Source organism: Rhizobium sp. 25PS6 (assembly GCF_032464655.1).
Lineage (GTDB): Bacteria > Pseudomonadota > Alphaproteobacteria > Rhizobiales > Rhizobiaceae > Rhizobium > Rhizobium laguerreae.
Genome location: NZ_JAWDIV010000004.1, coordinates 51,987 through 68,871, shown reverse-complemented (window position 1 = coordinate 68,871; position 16,885 = coordinate 51,987). Strand labels below are relative to the sequence as shown.

Here is a 16,885-nt window from a genome sequence, read left to right as displayed (position 1 = left end):
GGCCTCTGTTTCGGCTTTTCATTTTCGGTGATGATTTTGACTTTCGTTTGCCAGGCGAGCCGTGTAAACAGCACATCCAACGCAATATCAGGAGCTGGCGGCGCATGGATGCCCGCGAAATGAAGATCAAGGCCGCCGAGGCCGCACTCGCCCATGTCGAAAGCGGGATGCGTCTCGGGATCGGCACCGGCAGCACGGCGGAAGAGTTCGTTCGCCTGCTGGCGGAGAAAGTCGCGGGCGGCTTCAGGGTCGAAGGCGTTCCGACCTCCGAACGAACCGCGCGGCTCTGCGTCGAACTCGGCGTGCCGTTGAAGTCGCTCGACGAACTGCCGGCACTCGACCTGACGATCGATGGCGCCGACGAGGTCGATCAGGCGCTCAGGCTGATCAAGGGCGGCGGCGGCGCGCTGTTGCGCGAAAAGATCGTCGCGGCCGCCTCCGAGCGAATGATCGTCATTGCCGACGAGAGCAAGCTGGTGGAAACGCTTGGCGCCTTCGCGCTGCCGATCGAGGTCAATCCGTTCGGGCTCGTCTCGACGCGGATCGCGATCGAAAAGGTCGCAGCCCGGCTCGGTCTTTCCGGTGAACTCGACCTGCGCCAGTCGGGTGACGGAGAGTTTACGACGGATGGCGGCCATCACATCATCGATGCATCTTTTGGCCGCATTCCTGATGCAGAGGCGCTTTCGAGCGAGCTGAATTCCATACCCGGCGTCGTTGAACACGGGCTCTTCATCAATATGGCGGCACTTGCGATCATTGCCGGTCCTGCGGGTGCGCGCACGCTGCAGGCAAACAGATAACAGGAGCATATACTCATGATGAACATTGCAGGTCTTGGCCGTCTCGCCGCTACGACCGTCGTTCTTTCCGGGCTTGCCTTCGGCTCCGCCGTCAAGGCGCAGGAAGTCTCCGAGGAGCAGCTGAAGGCGTCTCGCGCGGCGATCAACGCCATCGGCGCCACCGCCCAGTTCGACAACATCCTGCCCGGTCTCGCCGAGCGTCTGAAGGCCGGCCTGATCCAGGATTCGCCAAACTACCAGGACATCATTTCGTCGACTGTCGACGCGCAGGCGCTGGCGCTGGCGCCGCGCCGCGGCGATCTGGAGAAGGAGGCGGCACTCACCTATGCCAAGACCTTCACCGTCGACGAGCTGAAGGCGATCGCCGACTTCTATAATTCCGACGTCGGCAAGAAGCTGCTGCGCGATGGCCCGGTCGCCTCGCGCGAGACGGCGAAGGCTGCCGACATCTGGGCGCAGGGCATTTCCCGCGATCTGGAAAAGCAGAGCAACGCCGAGCTTTCCAAGGTCATCAAGGCGCCGCCACCGGCAACCGACAGCCCGACCGCTCCGGCGCCGGCACCGGCTGCCCAGCAGTAAGGCCTGCCCCCTCAAATTTGCGAAAGCCCGGCATCGTCCGGGCTTTTTTGATATGATGCGGCAAATGCCGTTGGCGAGGCTTCAGGTGACTGCAGACATGTCCGATCATGATAAGGCCGTCCGAGTGCGGATATCCGGCAAGGTCCAGGGTGTCGGTTTTCGCATATGGACGCGCGACGAGGCGGTGCGGCTCGGTTTGACGGGCTGGGTTCGCAATGAAGAGGACGGGGCGGTCGTCGCAGTGATCGCAGGACCCGACACCGCCGTCACGACAATGATCGAGCGTTTCAGGCGCGGGCCTTTGGGGGCGTCGGTTTCGGGCGTCGAGACGGAAACGGCCCAGCTTGAGAAGAAACCGTCGAATTTCCGCATTGCCCGCTGACAGCAGCAATGGCTAGACAGATTCAATTGCCAACGCATATGCGCCGCAACTCAGCCCCTACGGGTTCGGGTTCTTTGCAAGTTGCCACACACCCTCCTCATCCGGCTCCACGCGCTTGTTGCCGCGATAGAAGATCGGCAGTCTCGTCTTCTTGTCGATCGAAAAGCGGCTCGGCGTGTATTTTTCATGCTCGTGGCCCTGAATGGCGAGGCCGAGTGCTTCCTTGAATTTGCCAGCCTTGCACAGGTTGGTGAAGAGAGTTTGATCCATCTTTTGCTCCGCCATTCGTTTCCATCCCACGGATTGCTGCCAGCCTCGGCCGACCGGGTCAACCGTAAACGGTGACTGGTCAACCGAAGACGGTGACTGGTCAACCGAAGACGGTAACTGGTCAACCGCACTGGTGACCGGGGTCAGCCGTTTACAATGAAGATTCGGCGATGGGAACCGGATGACGCGGGAGCGGGCTTTTGTTTTCATGACAATCGCCCCTATATCAGGAACATCCTTCCTGCGATTCCCTTCTGGAGCTCCCCATGTCTTCCTACGACTACGACCTCTTCGTCATCGGCGGCGGTTCCGGAGGCGTGCGCGGCGCCCGTGTCGCCGCATCGCTCGGCAAGAAGGTGGCGATCGCCGAGGAATACCGCTACGGCGGCACCTGCGTCATCCGCGGCTGCGTGCCGAAGAAGCTCTTCGTTTATGCCTCGCAGTTCCACGAGCATTTCGAGGATGCGGCAGGTTTCGGGTGGACGGTCGGCGAAAGCAGCTTCGACTGGAAGAAGCTGGTGGCGGCGAAGGATGTCGAAATCGCCCGGCTTGAAGGTCTCTACAAGAAGGGGCTCGCCGGCGCCAATGCCGAGATCCTGGAAACGCGCGCAGAGCTCGTCGATGCTCATACGGTCCGGCTGCTGAAGAGCGGACAGACGGTGACGGCAAAGACGATCGTCATCGCTACCGGCGGACGCCCGAACCCGCATGCGGCCCTTCCCGGTCACGAGTTCTGCATCTCCTCCAACGAGGCCTTTCATCTGGAAGAGCTGCCGAAATCGATCGTGATATCAGGCGGCGGCTATATCGCCGTCGAATTCGCCAATATTTTCCATGGCCTCGGCGTCGAGACGACGCTGATCTATCGCGGCGCCGAGATCCTGTCGCGCTTCGACGAGGACCTGAGACGCGGGCTGCACGAGGCGATGGTCGCCAAGGGTATCCGCATCCTCTGCCACGACACGCTGCAGAAGGTTTCGAAGGGCGAGGGCGGGCTCATTCTGGAGACGCTGAACAACGGCACGCTGCAAGCCGGCGTGGTCATGCTGGCGCTTGGGCGCGATCCGAACACGCAAGGCCTCGGCCTCGAGGCGGCCGGCGTCGCCGTCGACGAGCGCGGCGCCGTTATCGTCGACGAATATTCCCGCACCAATGTCGAAAACATCTACGCGCTCGGCGATGTCACCAATCGGGTACAGCTGACGCCGGTGGCGATCCACGAGGCGATGTGTTTCATCGAGACCGAGTACAAGAACAATCCGACCCGGCCGGACTACGAGCTGATCCCGACCGCCGTCTTCTCGCAGCCTGAGATCGGCACTGTCGGCCTTTCGGAAGAGGAGGCGGGCAAGCGTTATTCCGAACTCGAGGTCTACCGCGCCCAGTTCCGGCCGCTGAAGGCCACGCTTTCCGGCCGCGCCGAGCGGATGATCATGAAGCTGATCGTCGATGCGGCGAGCCGCAAGGTGGTGGGCGCCCATATTCTCGGCCACGATGCCGGCGAGATGGCGCAGCTGCTCGGCATCACGCTGAAGGCCGGCTGCACCAAGGACGATTTCGACAGGACAATGGCGCTGCACCCGACGGCCGCCGAAGAGCTCGTCACCATGTATGCGCCGAGCTATCGGATCTGCGACGGCAAGCGGCTTTGAGCCGTGACGGGCTTTTGCTCTGCATGTCGTTGACCCGGAACCGCTGCACAAAGGACGCTCTAACTTTTTGAACGACGCATCGTGCTTTCCGAAGATCGATTTCGATTTTCGGGCCGATGCGCTAGCTGGTGATGCGCGGCGAGCGGATGACCTTGAGGAAAAGCGCCTTCATCGCACCAGCGATACCTTCGGTCGGCGACACCTCGAAATAGAAGCCGGGCGAGGCGCATGCCTGCATCTTCGTTGGGATCTCGCTCTGGAAGGGACTGATCCATTTGTTGTACCAATCGTTGCTCGGCAGCGGCAGGTAGGTGGTGTAGAGCACGGCAATCTTGACGCCGCGATCCTTCAGCGGCTTGCAGAAAGAGATGTCGATCGGTTCCTGACAGCGGCCGCCGGTCGTCTTCTTGGTGCATGAGGACGGCTTGTAGCTATCGCCGACGCCATCGGAAACGAAGAACAGGATCTTTTCGGGACTGATATTCGACGTGCCGTCGCCAGCCGGATCAATGATGGTATTCATCTGCGTCAGGGCGCTATCGAAGCTCGTGAGCTGGTCCTGGTTGTAGTTCTGGTAGGGAATGGTCATCAGGTCGACGGTGTCGGTGTAATTCTTCACCTTCGTCAGGTCGGAGGTGAGGCTGGAGATCGTCGTCAACTTGGCATCCTCGGCCTTGGTGCCGAAAGTATAGACGCCCATGCGGAACTGGTCGCTGCTGACGCGTTCGGTCTTGGCCGTATCGGTCAGCGCCTGGGTTGCCTGGCGCACCACGTCGATGCGCATGGCGACGCCGAGGCTCTTGGCGATGGTGTAATTGTTGGTGCTCTGATCCATCTGATGGCAGGCGAAGGCGCAGCCTGTTTTGGCCTGCAGCTTGGAAACATCGGTCGCGGTTGCGCCGACGCCCATGGAAGGCGTGTTGTCGAGTAGGATGTAGAAATCCATGAAGGCGGCGGTTTGATATTCGGCCGTCGCCGCACCCGAGATCGTGATCGAGTCCCGGCCGAGGATGCGCATGAAGGTGGTGGGCACGGTCGCGCTGAAGGAAACCTGCGAATTCAACTTATTGGCGGTCTTGGTGACATCGATGCCAAGGTCGATATGAACGTCGGTCAGCTCCCCGGACATTTGAGACATGAAAATATTGCGGGCGTCGTCCTTGCCGAGCGAGATCGTGCCGTTGCCGCTCATGGTCATGGCGGCTGCGACGGCGCCGGATTTCTCCGCGATCGAACCGACGGCAGCGGCATCGGCAGCGGCGTAAAGCTGTGTCCTCAGGCTGAGCGCGTGGGCGAAATCCACCGCCATGCCGGCCGCACCGAAGAGCGGCACTACCAGCAGTGCCGTCATGATACCGAAATTGCCCGAGCGGTCCGATATGAAACCGGGCGGAAGGATTGCCATGCCATGTCCCCGAAGTTGAAACTCTCTCCGGTTCTACATTGAAAGTCTAAAATATGGGAAAATCGACATGGTATATGCAGGTTTAACTAGAGAGCGGCGAGCGGCGGCGGCGAGGCGACAAGCAGTCGCCGAATGGTCTTTGCAAGCTGGGTCTAAAGGTCTATAAGCCGCCGCATATTGAGGGCATCCTGAGGTATGGATGTGAGAACAGGTGAGTGAGATGGCAGACAATTGGACCCCGAGCAGCTGGCGGCAAAAACCGATCCTGCAGGTTCCCGAATATCCCGACGCAGCCGCTTTGGCGGCAACGGAAGCCACGCTTGCCAGCTATCCGCCGCTTGTCTTTGCAGGCGAGGCGCGGCGCCTGAAGAAGCATCTCGCCAATGTCGCCGAAGGCAACGGCTTCTTGCTGCAGGGTGGCGACTGTGCCGAGAGCTTCGCCGAGCACGGCGCCGACAATATCCGCGACTTCTTCCGCGCCTTCCTGCAGATGGCTGTGGTGCTGACCTTCGGCGCGCAGCTGCCGGTCGTCAAGGTCGGCCGTATTGCCGGCCAGTTCGCCAAGCCGCGTTCGTCGAATGTCGAGAAGCAGGGCGACGTGACGCTGCCGGCCTATCGCGGCGACATCATCAACGGCATCGAGTTCACCGAGGAGTCGCGCATTCCGAACCCGGAGCGCCAGGCCATGGCTTATCGCCAGTCGGCCGCGACGCTGAACCTGCTGCGCGCCTTTGCGATGGGCGGCTACGCCAACCTCGAAAACGTGCACCAGTGGATGCTCGGCTTCGTCAAGGACAGCCCGCAGGGCGAGCGCTACCGCAAGCTTGCCGACCGCATCAGCGAAACCATGGATTTCATGAAGGCGATCGGCATTACCTCGGAAAACCAGCCGGCGCTCCGCGAAACCGATTTCTTCACCAGCCATGAGGCGCTGCTGCTCGGTTACGAAGAGGCGCTGACCCGCGTCGATTCCACCTCGGGCGACTGGTATGCAACGTCGGGCCACATGATCTGGATCGGCGACCGCACGCGCCAGGCCGACCATGCGCATGTCGAATATTGCCGCGGCATCAAGAACCCGATCGGCTTGAAATGCGGCCCGTCGCTGCAGGCCGACGACCTGCTGCAACTGATCGACATCCTGAATCCTGCCAACGAGGCCGGACGCCTGACGCTGATCTGCCGCTTCGGTCACGAGAAGGTCGCCGACAGCCTGCCGAAGCTCATTCGCGCCGTCGAGCGCGAGGGCCGCAAGGTCGTCTGGTCCTGCGATCCGATGCACGGCAACACGATCACGCTCAACAACTACAAGACCCGTCCCTTCGAGCGGATCCTGTCGGAAGTCGAAAGCTTCTTCCAGATCCACCGCGCCGAAGGCTCGCATCCGGGAGGCATCCATATCGAGATGACCGGCAAGGACGTGACCGAGTGCACCGGCGGCGCCCGCGCGGTCTCCGCAGAAGACCTGCAGGACCGCTATCACACCCATTGCGATCCGCGCCTCAACGCCGACCAGGCGCTTGAGCTCGCCTTCCTGCTTGCCGAGCGCATGAAGGGCGGCCGCGACGAAAAGCGGATGGTCGCCAACGGCTGAGATCAGCCCCGAAACAGATGATGAATAGCCCGGTTCGCCGGGCTTTTTATTGACAGGCCTCGCTCTTTGCTCGACGTCATCCTCGGCCTTGTTGTGCCGAGGATCTGCTGCGCCGGCTGCAGATGCTCGGGACAAGCCCGAGCATGACGAAAGAGGAGTTGACCGACTTGTTAGCAGCCCGGCGAACCGCCGGGCTTTTGTTATCCTCTGCACCCGTACCAGACGCTCAGATGCTGGCCTGGATGCTGTGCAAATTGGCGTAGACACCGTCTTGCGCCGTGAGTTCGTCATGAGTGCCCTGTTCGACGATGCCATCAGCCGTCAGGACCAGGATGCGGTCGGCATGGCGGACGGTCGACAGACGATGGGCGATGACCAGGGTGGTTCGGCCGTTTGCCAGGCTGAGCAGCGCTTGCTGCACTGCCCGTTCGCTCTCGTTGTCGAGCGCGCTAGTTGCTTCGTCGAAGATCAGGATCTCAGGATTCTTGAGGAAGGCGCGGGCGATGGTGATGCGCTGGCGCTGGCCGCCCGAAAGCTTGACGCCGCGTTGGCCGATATCGGTGTCATATCCATGGGGCAGGGCGATGATGAAGTCGTGCGCATTGGCGGCGCGCGCGGCCGCTTCCAGCTCGGCATCGCTGGCGTCGGGCCGGCCGTAGCGCAGGTTTTCCGCCACCGTGCCGGCGAAGAGGTAGACATCCTGCTGCACCACTCCGACATGGCGGCGGAGCGAAGCCAGCGTCACGTCGCGGATATCGGTGCCATCGATACGGATCGCGCCAGCCTCGACATCGTAGAAGCGCGGTATCAGCGAGCAAAGCGTGCTCTTGCCGACCCCCGAGGGGCCGACCAGGGCGACGAACTCCCCGGGAGCGATGGTGAGCGACAGCTGCTCGAGCACCCGCGGACCATCGACCTCGTAGCCGAAGGCGACGTTGGAAAAACTGATCTCGCCCCTTGGTGCCGGCATCGGCCGCGCGGCCGGCCGATCGGTGATATCGGGGGCGATCTCCAGGATCTTCATGGCCCTGACGAAGCCGGTATAACCCTCCTGCCAGAGGCGCACGAAATTCGCCAGCCGCTGCACCGGATCGACCAGCACGGCGACGCAGAGCAGGAAGGTCAGCATATCAGGCACGGTCAGTTCCGCCGCCAGGATGCGCAGGCCGCCGACGATGATCACCAATATGGTAACCAGCTGGGCGAAGGTTTCGGTGCCGACCGAAAACCAGGCTTCGCTGCGGTAGCCCTCGGCGCGGCTTTGCAGGAAGCGTCGGTTCTGCTCGGCGAAGCGTTCCCTCTCCAGCGCCTCGTTGGCAAAGGACTGGACGACGCGGATGCCCGCAAGAGCGTCCTCGACGCGCTCGTTGACGGCGGCGATCTGCCGTTTGCTGGCTTCGAGCGCGCGGTTCATGCGCCGGTTGAAATAGAGCGCATAGGCGACCGCCGCCGGCGTGAGCAGCAGGATGAGAGCCGCCAATGGCGGATCGATGAAGAACAATACCAGCATGGCGCCGCCGTATTTGAGTACGGCGATGGAAAGATCCTCGGGGCCATGATGAAAGAGCTCGCCCAGCCACAGGCTGTCGTTGGTGATGCGGCTCATCAGCTGGCCGGTGCGCTGGCGGTCGTAGAAGCTGAACGAGAGCTTCTGGCAGTGCTCGAAGAGTTCCTGCCGCACCGTCGCTTCGATGCGGGCGCCCATCACGTGGCCGCGATAATCGACAAAGAAGATGGCGACGATCTGGACGGCCAGAACGGCCAGCATGACGCCGCCCATTGCAAGGATTTGGGCGAAGGCCTGCGGCGCATCGGGGAGAGCCAGAAGCCGGCTCGTGACGATGTTGGCGCAGAGCGGCAAGGCGACCGCCGTGCCGGCGACGAGGATGGCGCACAGCAGATCCGCCAGCAGCAAAGGCAGATGCGGGCGATAGTAGGAGAGGAATTTGCGCATACGCAACCAGCGCCGCTCACTGTCGGCGGAAGTCGGATGATCGCGGAGGAGGTTTACGAAGGAGTTATGGCGTCGCGAGTTTTTCCTCGCGCGGGAGAAGCGAATGTTCATGAAGCTGAATGTCCTTGTGGAGGATGTTTCCTTTCTGTTTGGACAGGTTCGCTCTCATGTCAGTCTCCTGAGGTTGATTTGAGCCGCCAGTATCGCCGACAAGCGCCGCCGATTCAATGCTGGGATGAGATGAGGTTGGCGGCTGTTGTCGTTGCGCAACAGATACTCCAACCGACCGTCCATGCATAAGGCCGGTGATTTCAAGATTTCTGATGATTTCGTTGAACGGAATGGATTTGACGCCGGCGGCGATCGGCGGCAACGTTCGGTCATAAACGGGAGAGCGATCATGACCGAACGGCATACAGGCGGCTGCCTTTGCGGCGCCGTGCGATTTTCAACGATGGTGAAGCCAGGACCTGTTGTCGGCTGCCATTGCTCGCAGTGCCGCCGGCAGACGGGGTTTTATTACGCCGCGGCCAACGTGGCCCGCGAGGCTCTTTCGGTTGATGGCAGCGAGGCAGTCCACTGGTACCGGTCAAGCGAAGAGGCACAGCGCGGCTTCTGCTCGAATTGCGGCTCCGCGCTGTTCTGGCAGGCGGACGGATCGGCAGAGGTTTCGGTCATGGCCGGCGCCTTCGACACGCCGAGCGGCCTTGCCTTCGGCCATCATATCTACTGCGCCGACAAGGGCGACTTCTATGAGATATCCGATGGCCTGCCGCAATACGCCGTAAATCCGGTTTAGCCTTTGGCGGCAAGTTCGGCGCTGAGGCGGGCCACGTCCTCGCGTAGCGCCGTCAGCTCGGTCAGCACGCTCATATCGATCTTCTGGTGCAGGGAGAGCACCTCAAGCTCGGCCTTGAGATTGACCTCATAATCCTTGGCGGCCTCGAAGCGGTCGCGCTCTGCCTGCCGGTTCTGGGACATCATGATGATCGGCGCCTGGATGGCGGCGATCATCGACAGGATCAGATTCAGAAAAATGAAGGGGTATGGGTCGAAGGGATGCGCCACCAGACCGATAGTGTTCATCAGTGTCCAGACGGCGAGAAAGGCGAGGAAGGCGAGTATGAACGACCAGGAGCCGCCGACGCGGGCGATGCCATCGGCGATACGCTCGCCGAAGGATGACTCGGCGGATAAGGCGGCATTGACGTCGGTCGAGATGACCTTGCGTTGGTGCGCTTTCGCCAGCACGCGCTTTTCGACGTCGCCGAGTTCGTCGGCCGGTTTGTCGAAATGATGGTGCACGAAGTCCGAAAGATTAGACATTGCCTGTTTCCGATGCCAGTTATCTCAGTCGCTTTGCGGGGCCAGTATTCCGTTCCGCCGGTAAATTGCAATGCGTATCGGCGCCGCGCGGCGCCATGCGCAATCGTTCATAAAAATTTCGTCACCGCCAGGCGCCGCTTTTGGCGCCAACATGTTGCGGTCGCGAAAGGTGCAGGCTAAATAAATGACATGACACAGGAAAACGCCCTTTCTGATATTTTCCGCATCGCCATCGGCCAGCTCAACCCGACGGTCGGCGATGTCGCCGGCAATCTCGCCAAGGCGCGCGAGGCGCGCATTGACGCGGGCCGGGAGGGCGCGCATCTGCTCGTCCTGACCGAGCTTTTCATCTCCGGCTATCCGCCCGAAGATCTGGTGCTGAAGCCCGCCTTCATCCGCGCCTGCTGGAAGGCGGTCGAGACTCTCGCGGCCGATACCGCCGATGGCGGGCCGGGCGTCATCATCGGCTTTCCCCGGCAGGACGAGACCGGGCGCTACAATTCGGTCGCCGTGCTCGACGCCGGCAAGGTGATCGCGGTGCGCGACAAGATCGACCTGCCGAATTACGGCGAGTTCGACGAGAAGCGCGTCTTCGACCAGGGCGCTATGCCGGGGCCGGTGAATTTCCGCGGCGTGCGCATCGGCATTCCGATCTGCGAGGATATCTGGGGCGATCTCGGCGTCTGCGAGACGCTGGCCGAAAGCGGGGCCGAAATCTTGCTGTCGCCGAACGGTTCGCCCTATTATCGCGGCAAGGTCGATATCCGCCATCAGGTGGTGCTGAAACAGGTGATTGAAACCGGCCTGCCGCTGATCTATGCCGCCCAGCTCGGCGGCCAGGACGAACTCGTCTTCGACGGCGCGAGCTTCGGCTTCAATGCCGACAAGTCGCTCGCCTTCCAGATGAGCCAGTTCGAAACGGCGCTGGCAGTGACGACATGGAAGCGCGGCGACAGCGGCTGGCACTGCGCCGAAGGACCCCTGGCGCATATTCCAGAGCGCGAGGAAGCCGATTACCGCGCCTGCCTGCTCGGCTTCCGCGATTACGTCAACAAGAACGGTTTCAAAACTGTGGTGCTCGGCCTTTCCGGCGGCATCGATTCTGCGATCTGCGCGGCAATCGCTGTCGATGCGCTCGGCGAGGAGCGGGTGCGCACCGTCATGCTGCCCTATCGATACACGTCCGAGGATTCGCTGAAGGATGCGGCCGATTGCGCCAAGGCGCTCGGCTGCCGCTACGACATCGTGCCGATCGAGCAGCCGGTGACGGGCTTCAGCAGCGCCCTCGCCAGCCTTTTCGAAGGCACGGACAGCGGCATCACCGAGGAGAACCTGCAGAGCCGGGCGCGCGGCGTCATCCTGATGGCGATCTCCAACAAGTTCGGTTCGATGGTGGTGACGACGGGCAACAAGTCGGAGATGTCGGTCGGCTACGCCACGCTTTACGGCGACATGAACGGTGGCTTCAACCCGATCAAGGACCTCTACAAGATGCAGGTCTATGCGCTTTCCCGCTGGCGTAACGAAAACGTGCCGCCGGATGCGCTGGGGCCCTCCGGCGAGATAATCCCGCAGAATATCATCGACAAGGCGCCTTCGGCTGAGCTTCGTCCCGATCAGAAGGACCAGGATTCGCTGCCGCCCTATCCCGTGCTCGACGATATTCTCGAATGCCTTGTCGAGAAGGAGATGGCGGTCGAGGAGATCGTCGCGCGCGGCCACGATGTCGCGACCGTTCACCGGGTCGAGCATCTGCTCTATCTCGCCGAATACAAGCGCCGGCAATCGGCGCCCGGCGTGAAGATCACCAAAAAGAATTTCGGCCGAGACCGGCGTTATCCGATCACCAACCGTTTCCGGGATCGCTGACGCAATCGAGATCGCTGACGGCAGCAATTCAAAGCGTTACGGCGTCCTGCGTCTGGAAAGATGCGCGGCGTTGTAGGATTTTCGGGAGGAAACATGCGCAGTTCGGTTGAGATCTACAATGTCAGGACGGGCAGGGCCCGCGAGGTCTGGCAGACGGACAGGCTGGTGGAGGCGCCGAATTTCTCGCCGGATGGTTCCTACCTGCTCTTGAACGGCGACGGGCTGCTTTACCGGTTGCCGCTCGATGGCGGCGAGGTGGTCAAGGTCGATACCGGCTTTGCCGTCAACTGCAACAATGACCACGGCATTTCGCCCGATGGCACCGAGATCGTCATTTCCGACAAGACCGAATTCGGCAAGTCGGCGATCTATATCCTGCCGATCGAAGGCGGCACGCCGCAGCTCGTCACCGAGAACCTGCCATCCTACTGGCATGGCTGGTCGCCGGACGGGCGCCAGCTCGCCTATTGCGGCATCCGCGACGACCTCTTCGATATCTACACCATCTCCGTCCACGGCGGCGCCGAGACGCGGCTGACGCATGGCGAGGGTCGCAACGACGGACCGGACTATTCCGCCGACGGCCAATGGATCTACTTTAATTCCAGCCGCACCGGGCTGATGCAGATCTGGCGCATCCATCCCGATGGCACCGGGCTCGAGCAGGTGACTTCGGACAATCAGGGCAATTGGTTCGCCCATCCGTCGCCCAACAACGACATGGTGCTGCTCCTATCCTACGACCCATCGGTGTTCGACCATCCGCGGGACCTCGACGTGCGGCTGCGGCTGATGGACATGGACGGCGGCAATCTGAAGACGCTGTTCGAGCTTTTCGGCGGGCAGGGCACGATCAACGTGCCCTGTTGGTCTCCTGACGGCGAGGAATTCGCCTATGTCAGGTATTTTCCGGTGAGATCTTGAGACGGGCGCACCGCCATTTTATGATGGGGTGGTGGGTATTTGATGATATCGAGAGACCCCTACTCGAACACTTTGCTTGGAACCGTTTCAGAAACGGGCTGTCTTTTAACGCCAGCGGCGGCCACCAGCCAGAACAGTCCACCAGCAGCAAAGCCGATACAGCTGTCACTGCGAGCGATTTGACGGTCTCTAGCAATCCCCACCATGTCATCATGCCGTTTTGGTAAGTGATGTGGTCACCAGCATAGGCCTCGTCAGCGCCGAAAAATGCAACTAGGCACATCCAGGTGAAGGTCGCAACAAAGGCTCCAACCATCGCGCAATTTGCAAGGGGCGGCCCTACACGCCGCCTGAGGTAGAATAGCAATGGGATCCCCAACACAGCAGTTGGCGGATACGCACCAATAACGCGCTCGGTCATATCCGGCGGGCCCACAGTGGGCTGTAAACAGCGTATGCGAAGGACGCGATTTAGGGAACTACGATCAACGCAATCGCTACTCTCCACCAAGGTGGAGATGGAAGAGTTTTTGCAGGCATGCGTCCCCTATCGAAAAAGTTTATTCGGCAGGATTGCACGTCACAGTGTGCGTAATAACGTCGCGCCCGGCCTCATCTTCGAATCGCTGATGCGCACGCTTGAGGGGGTGATTGGGGGCTCCCAAGGTTTGATTGCAGTTGCTGCCTCCAGTTCCGTGTAACTTGCCGAAGCGGACGGGTATTCTATTTCAAGATGAGCTGTGGCATTTATTCATCTTCCAAATTGTGGGGGAAATATTGTGACCTGAATATCAGTGCTATTCTGGCTGGTAACGACTGGTCGCCCACCGCTCCAACCCGCTCTTTTGGCATCCGCGAACATGAGGATGAACCTGGAGGTATAGACTTGCTGGCTGTCTTGAGATGCGCGTGGACGCTGCGTGGTTTCACGGTCGCCGGCTCCTTGGTGGCAACGGGTTTCACGCTCGCCGGATGTTCATATCTTTTTGTCCGTGGCGTCGAGGGAAGCTATCTCGCAACGGGTACTCCGGTGCTCGGAAAGGTGACTGCTAGGAACGAGAGTGAGGAGATGGGGGGGACGATTGAGATCGGCTCGGCCGAAAGGCAGCAATGCAAGGGTCGCTACAGCGTATCGCAGGTGAAGACGAATTTCTGGAAGCTGGAGACCGGCGAGCGAACCTACCGCGGGAAGATCTACTGTCTGGATGGTCGAGCAGGGGCGTTTGAACTCATATCGAAGGATAAGGGGAAAACCGGCTCGATTACCGGCGAAATCAATGGCGAGGCATTTCAACTCGATATGTTCGAATCGAAGAGCCGTGAGTGCATGACGCAAGAATGCAGATGGGGCTTGAAGTGGACTTACGAAAAAGAGCGCGACGACATGCGTACCTATTACAGGGTCTCGACTGAACACGAGCCCGATTCAATGCATCCATGGCTCTATTAAATCTACTCCTATTCCGCGTGCCGGTGATCCGGTCCCGAGCTCCGCCCATGATGGCGGGGCGGTGGGTTAGTAACCCCACGCTGCTTGGGGATCGGCGGCTTCGCGGATGATTGGACGAGAAATCTGATATTGGCCTTGGTTCCAACCAGCCCACCGGTACCATCAGCAGCGCCATAGTAATTGTTATAGCCGACCTGGCTGTCGGCAATTGCGGCGAACTTAGCGCCCATCGCGAGCGGCATTGCGGCCAGCGCCACGAATGCGACGACAGGCCCGAGCACCGGCGTAGTGGTGACGATGGATTGAGCACCGTTGATAGCCGTCTCCACAAGACGAAGGTATTTTCCGACCAAGCCGGCTCCGACGACAAATGACGTGCTCGCGAAAGATGCGCCTGTGTCGGCCCATCTGGTCGCTCCATCATCAGACACCTGCATTTGGCGGCTGTAGCTCGTTGGGATGAATGGGCATGAACTGGCGGTCACAGTCAACGGCAGCGTCGCCATCGGCGTACCCGTGAGATAACCGGGTTGCCCCCACCGCCCTGTAATGGGCGGCGGGTTTCTGCCCGCTGCTTTTAATGCTGACTATCAGGCTGCGACGGCTGCCTTGCGCCGGGCGCGGGCGGACTGCGCCAGGTCTTCCAGCGTCGCCACCGACATATCCCAGTCGATGCAGCCGTCGGTGATGGACTGGCCGTAAACCAGCGGCTTGCCGGAAACGAGGTCCTGGCGGCCGGCAACGAGGTTGCTTTCGATCATCATGCCCTTGATGTCGTTGTTGCCGGCGGCAATCTGCGCTGCCACGGATTTGACAACGAGCGGCTGGTTCATCGGGTTCTTGTCGCTGTTGGCGTGGCTGGCATCGATGAGGATGCGCGGGGCGACGCCGAGCCTGACGGCTTCGCCGGTCACCGCTTCGACGTCGGCAGCTTCATAGTTCGGCCGCTTGCCGCCGCGTAAGATTATGTGGCAGTCCTCATTGCCCCTCGTCGAGGCGATGGCCGCCTGGCCGTCCTTCGTTACTGCCGGGAAGTGATGCGGCTGCGAGGCGGCGAGGATGGCGTCGAGCGCGACACGCACGCCGCCGTCGGTGCCGTTTTTGAAGCCGATCGGGCAGGAGAGGCCGGAGGCGAGCTGGCGATGGATCTGGCTTTCGGTCGTGCGCGCGCCGATCGCGCCCCAGCTGACGAGGTCGGTGATGTACTGCGGCGTGATCGTGTCGAGGAATTCGACGCCGGCGGGAAGGCCCATCGCATTAATGTCGAGCAGCAGACGCCGGGCGATGCGCAAGCCTTCCTCAATGCGGTAGCTGCCGTCGAGATGCGGGTCGTTCATCAGACCCTTCCAGCCGACTGTGGTGCGGGGCTTTTCGAAATAGACGCGCATGACGATCTCGAGATCGCCGGCGAAGCGCTGCCGCTGTTCCGTGAGCCGAGCGGCATAGTCCCTGGCGGCAACGGGATCATGGATGGAGCAGGGGCCGATGACGACGATCAGGCGATCGTCCTCGCCCCGAAGAATCTGGTGGATCGCATCGCGATTGCTGGTCACGGTCTTGCTGACATCAGCATTGCGGGGAATTTCCGCGATGATCTCGGCGGGCTTGGTCAGGGGGGTAATTTCGACGATACGCAGATCGTCAATGGTATCAGACACGGTATGGCTCCTGTTTGGTCATACCGTGCGGAACAAAAAAGCCGCCAGGTAGACTAGCGGCTGTTCGGGTTGTCGTCGCGTCGAATTCAGTTACGCATGGACCCGCATCCGCTCAGAGCAGCGGTACCAATAAAATCGCGAGGCGTAGATTGATGTCATCGACATGGGGCGTGTGTAACGCCACGTCTGCGTGTTGTCACGTAGAATTTTCTGTCTGAAAATCGGGCGCCTTACGGAAGGTACACCCAGGGAAGCCACAAAGCACGTCGCATTCGATCTCACTCATGCGACGTCTTGCAAGTCTTTGTTTATGCATATCGCCCGAACCGTGCATGCTCCGGGCGATATGCGTTTTCATTGCTTTCGAATGTCGTTCCCGAGCTCAGAGAGCGTCGACGTTCACACCGACGGTGATGGCGCCGATCGGCGTTCCCTTGTCGTCGGATATCGTCACACTTGCCTGCGACTGCAGCGTCTGGGTCGACTCATCCTTTTCGATCTCATCGACGAAGACGGCGTCCTTGCCGGCGCCGAAAGACTTCTGGAACTTGCCCTCGTCGCCCTGCCAGTAGTCGGATGTGGTGTCGCTTTGACCGACATTCAGCCCCTTTGCATCCATGACGAAGATTTCGGTGATCTTGCCGCCGGAAGCTTCCTTCTTTCCCTGAAGGAATTTCGACAGGGCGTTGTTAAGCACGCCGTCAATCATCGAGTGGTCGGAGCCATCGACTTCGGCACGCCACTTCTTGTCGAGGGCGTCGACATCGGCTGCGCTGAGATTGGCGTTGGCAGTGTTCTGCACTTTGACAGCCTCGATGATGGCGGGATCATTGAGCCAGGGCTTGACGTCGCTCGTCACGTAGTCGGAGATCGGGGCAAGCTTGGCATCCTGCGCCATGGATACGCCCATGGGTACGCCAAATGCGGTGCAGGCCAAAAGAAATGCGGGCACGATTTTCTTCATAAGTGTTTCCTTCCGATTATAGGTTGCTGAAGACTAAGGCTATCAAACGAGGATG

Annotated in this window: 17 protein-coding genes; 9 read left to right on the top strand and 8 right to left on the bottom strand. The window is 60.7% G+C overall.

The genetic code is table 11. The annotated features are described in order from the left end of the window. Window positions 1-104: 104 nt before the first annotated feature. The 3 genes from rpiA to RWK44_RS06950 all read left to right on the top strand — a co-directional run bounded on the left by rpiA (window position 105) and on the right by RWK44_RS06950 (window position 1,764). Window positions 105-803, top strand: a complete 699-nt coding sequence (gene rpiA, locus RWK44_RS06960; protein ID WP_003540249.1) for a ribose-5-phosphate isomerase RpiA — start codon at window positions 105-107, stop codon at window positions 801-803. Between the two features lie 15 nt (window positions 804-818). Further along, a complete protein-coding gene (locus RWK44_RS06955; RefSeq protein ID WP_168284403.1) occupies window positions 819-1,382 on the top strand; it encodes a DUF2059 domain-containing protein in 564 nt (187 codons plus the stop codon). A gap of 97 nt (window positions 1,383-1,479) precedes the next feature. Further along, the gene (locus tag RWK44_RS06950; protein WP_168284402.1) at window positions 1,480-1,764 is read left to right on the top strand and encodes an acylphosphatase; all 285 of its coding nucleotides are present in this window, start codon (window positions 1,480-1,482) and stop codon (window positions 1,762-1,764) included. Window positions 1,765-1,821: 57 nt separating this feature from the next. On the opposite strand, the gene RWK44_RS06945 is transcribed toward RWK44_RS06950, so the two are convergent. Further along, entirely contained in the window at window positions 1,822-2,034 is a 213-nt protein-coding gene (locus tag RWK44_RS06945; RefSeq protein WP_168269751.1) for a hypothetical protein, read from the bottom strand. Between the two features lie 266 nt (window positions 2,035-2,300). Between RWK44_RS06945 and gor the strand changes: the two genes are divergently transcribed. Beyond that, complete coding sequence (gene gor, locus RWK44_RS06940; protein ID WP_168284401.1) at window positions 2,301-3,686, top strand: glutathione-disulfide reductase; 1,386 nt, start codon at window positions 2,301-2,303, stop codon at window positions 3,684-3,686. A gap of 121 nt (window positions 3,687-3,807) precedes the next feature. Here gor and RWK44_RS06935 read toward each other — a convergent pair whose 3' ends face one another. Next, complete coding sequence (locus tag RWK44_RS06935; RefSeq protein ID WP_168284400.1) at window positions 3,808-5,091, bottom strand: pilus assembly protein TadG-related protein; 1,284 nt, start codon at window positions 5,089-5,091, stop codon at window positions 3,808-3,810. A gap of 220 nt (window positions 5,092-5,311) precedes the next feature. On the opposite strand from RWK44_RS06935, the gene RWK44_RS06930 reads away from it, so the two are divergent. Then, entirely contained in the window at window positions 5,312-6,685 is a 1,374-nt protein-coding gene (locus RWK44_RS06930; protein WP_003540243.1) for a class II 3-deoxy-7-phosphoheptulonate synthase, read from the top strand. A gap of 226 nt (window positions 6,686-6,911) precedes the next feature. Here the strand turns inward: RWK44_RS06930 and RWK44_RS06925 are convergent, their stop codons facing one another. Beyond that, window positions 6,912-8,750 (bottom strand): ABC transporter ATP-binding protein, encoded by a 1,839-nt coding sequence (locus RWK44_RS06925; RefSeq protein ID WP_316028592.1) that lies wholly within the window; start codon window positions 8,748-8,750, stop codon window positions 6,912-6,914. Then, window positions 8,704-9,054 carry a hypothetical protein gene (locus tag RWK44_RS06920; RefSeq protein WP_168284387.1) on the bottom strand — a complete coding sequence of 117 codons (351 nt, stop codon included), beginning with the start codon at window positions 9,052-9,054 and terminating at the stop codon, window positions 8,704-8,706. Before RWK44_RS06920 ends, RWK44_RS06925 begins: the two co-directional genes overlap by 47 nt. Here RWK44_RS06920 and RWK44_RS06915 point away from each other — a divergent pair. Further along, entirely contained in the window at window positions 9,040-9,438 is a 399-nt protein-coding gene (locus RWK44_RS06915; protein ID WP_168284398.1) for a GFA family protein, read from the top strand. The two genes, RWK44_RS06920 and RWK44_RS06915, sit on opposite strands and share 15 nt — an antisense overlap. Here the strand turns inward: RWK44_RS06915 and RWK44_RS06910 are convergent. Beyond that, window positions 9,435-9,965 carry a DUF1003 domain-containing protein gene (locus RWK44_RS06910; RefSeq protein ID WP_077978325.1) on the bottom strand — a complete coding sequence of 177 codons (531 nt, stop codon included), beginning with the start codon at window positions 9,963-9,965 and terminating at the stop codon, window positions 9,435-9,437. The two genes, RWK44_RS06915 and RWK44_RS06910, sit on opposite strands and share 4 nt — an antisense overlap. A gap of 189 nt (window positions 9,966-10,154) precedes the next feature. On the opposite strand from RWK44_RS06910, the gene RWK44_RS06905 reads away from it, so the two are divergent. The 3 genes from RWK44_RS06905 to RWK44_RS06895 all read left to right on the top strand — a co-directional run bounded on the left by RWK44_RS06905 (window position 10,155) and on the right by RWK44_RS06895 (window position 14,208). Beyond that, window positions 10,155-11,834, top strand: coding sequence for an NAD+ synthase (locus tag RWK44_RS06905; RefSeq protein ID WP_222019836.1), 1,680 nt, complete (start codon window positions 10,155-10,157; stop codon window positions 11,832-11,834). A 93-nt stretch (window positions 11,835-11,927) separates the two neighbouring features. Next, window positions 11,928-12,758 (top strand): TolB family protein, encoded by an 831-nt coding sequence (locus tag RWK44_RS06900; protein ID WP_316028591.1) that lies wholly within the window; start codon window positions 11,928-11,930, stop codon window positions 12,756-12,758. Between the two features lie 886 nt (window positions 12,759-13,644). Continuing rightward, entirely contained in the window at window positions 13,645-14,208 is a 564-nt protein-coding gene (locus RWK44_RS06895; RefSeq protein WP_077978322.1) for a hypothetical protein, read from the top strand. Window positions 14,209-14,216: 8 nt separating this feature from the next. Here the strand turns inward: RWK44_RS06895 and RWK44_RS06890 are convergent, their stop codons facing one another. From RWK44_RS06890 to RWK44_RS06880, 3 genes are all read right to left on the bottom strand, one after another. Continuing rightward, window positions 14,217-14,714 (bottom strand): hypothetical protein, encoded by a 498-nt coding sequence (locus RWK44_RS06890; RefSeq protein ID WP_132609195.1) that lies wholly within the window; start codon window positions 14,712-14,714, stop codon window positions 14,217-14,219. An 84-nt stretch (window positions 14,715-14,798) separates the two neighbouring features. Then, a complete protein-coding gene (locus tag RWK44_RS06885) occupies window positions 14,799-15,866 on the bottom strand; it encodes a 3-deoxy-7-phosphoheptulonate synthase (protein ID WP_316028590.1) in 1,068 nt (355 codons plus the stop codon). A gap of 382 nt (window positions 15,867-16,248) precedes the next feature. Then, on the bottom strand, window positions 16,249-16,830 hold the full coding sequence (locus RWK44_RS06880) for a hypothetical protein (protein WP_131665037.1): 582 nt from the start codon (window positions 16,828-16,830) through the stop codon (window positions 16,249-16,251). Window positions 16,831-16,885: the final 55 nt, after the last annotated feature.

Excerpts from the sequence above, each read along its gene's own strand:
- rpiA (WP_003540249.1), top strand. The coding sequence starts at position 105 with ATGGATGCCCGCGAAATGAAGATCAAGGCCGCCGAGGCCGCACTCGCC.
- RWK44_RS06955 (WP_168284403.1), top strand. The coding sequence starts at position 819 with ATGATGAACATTGCAGGTCTTGGCCGTCTCGCCGCTACGACCGTCGTT.
- RWK44_RS06950 (WP_168284402.1), top strand. The coding sequence starts at position 1,480 with ATGTCCGATCATGATAAGGCCGTCCGAGTGCGGATATCCGGCAAGGTC.
- RWK44_RS06945 (WP_168269751.1), bottom strand. The coding sequence starts at position 2,034 with ATGGATCAAACTCTCTTCACCAACCTGTGCAAGGCTGGCAAATTCAAG.
- gor (WP_168284401.1), top strand. The coding sequence starts at position 2,301 with ATGTCTTCCTACGACTACGACCTCTTCGTCATCGGCGGCGGTTCCGGA.
- RWK44_RS06935 (WP_168284400.1), bottom strand. The coding sequence starts at position 5,091 with ATGGCAATCCTTCCGCCCGGTTTCATATCGGACCGCTCGGGCAATTTC.
- RWK44_RS06930 (WP_003540243.1), top strand. The coding sequence starts at position 5,312 with ATGGCAGACAATTGGACCCCGAGCAGCTGGCGGCAAAAACCGATCCTG.
- RWK44_RS06925 (WP_316028592.1), bottom strand. The coding sequence starts at position 8,750 with ATGAACATTCGCTTCTCCCGCGCGAGGAAAAACTCGCGACGCCATAAC.
- RWK44_RS06915 (WP_168284398.1), top strand. The coding sequence starts at position 9,040 with ATGACCGAACGGCATACAGGCGGCTGCCTTTGCGGCGCCGTGCGATTT.
- RWK44_RS06920 (WP_168284387.1), bottom strand. The coding sequence starts at position 9,054 with ATGCCGTTCGGTCATGATCGCTCTCCCGTTTATGACCGAACGTTGCCG.
- RWK44_RS06910 (WP_077978325.1), bottom strand. The coding sequence starts at position 9,965 with ATGTCTAATCTTTCGGACTTCGTGCACCATCATTTCGACAAACCGGCC.
- RWK44_RS06905 (WP_222019836.1), top strand. The coding sequence starts at position 10,155 with ATGACACAGGAAAACGCCCTTTCTGATATTTTCCGCATCGCCATCGGC.
- RWK44_RS06900 (WP_316028591.1), top strand. The coding sequence starts at position 11,928 with ATGCGCAGTTCGGTTGAGATCTACAATGTCAGGACGGGCAGGGCCCGC.
- RWK44_RS06890 (WP_132609195.1), bottom strand. The coding sequence starts at position 14,714 with ATGGCGACGCTGCCGTTGACTGTGACCGCCAGTTCATGCCCATTCATC.
- RWK44_RS06880 (WP_131665037.1), bottom strand. The coding sequence starts at position 16,830 with ATGAAGAAAATCGTGCCCGCATTTCTTTTGGCCTGCACCGCATTTGGC.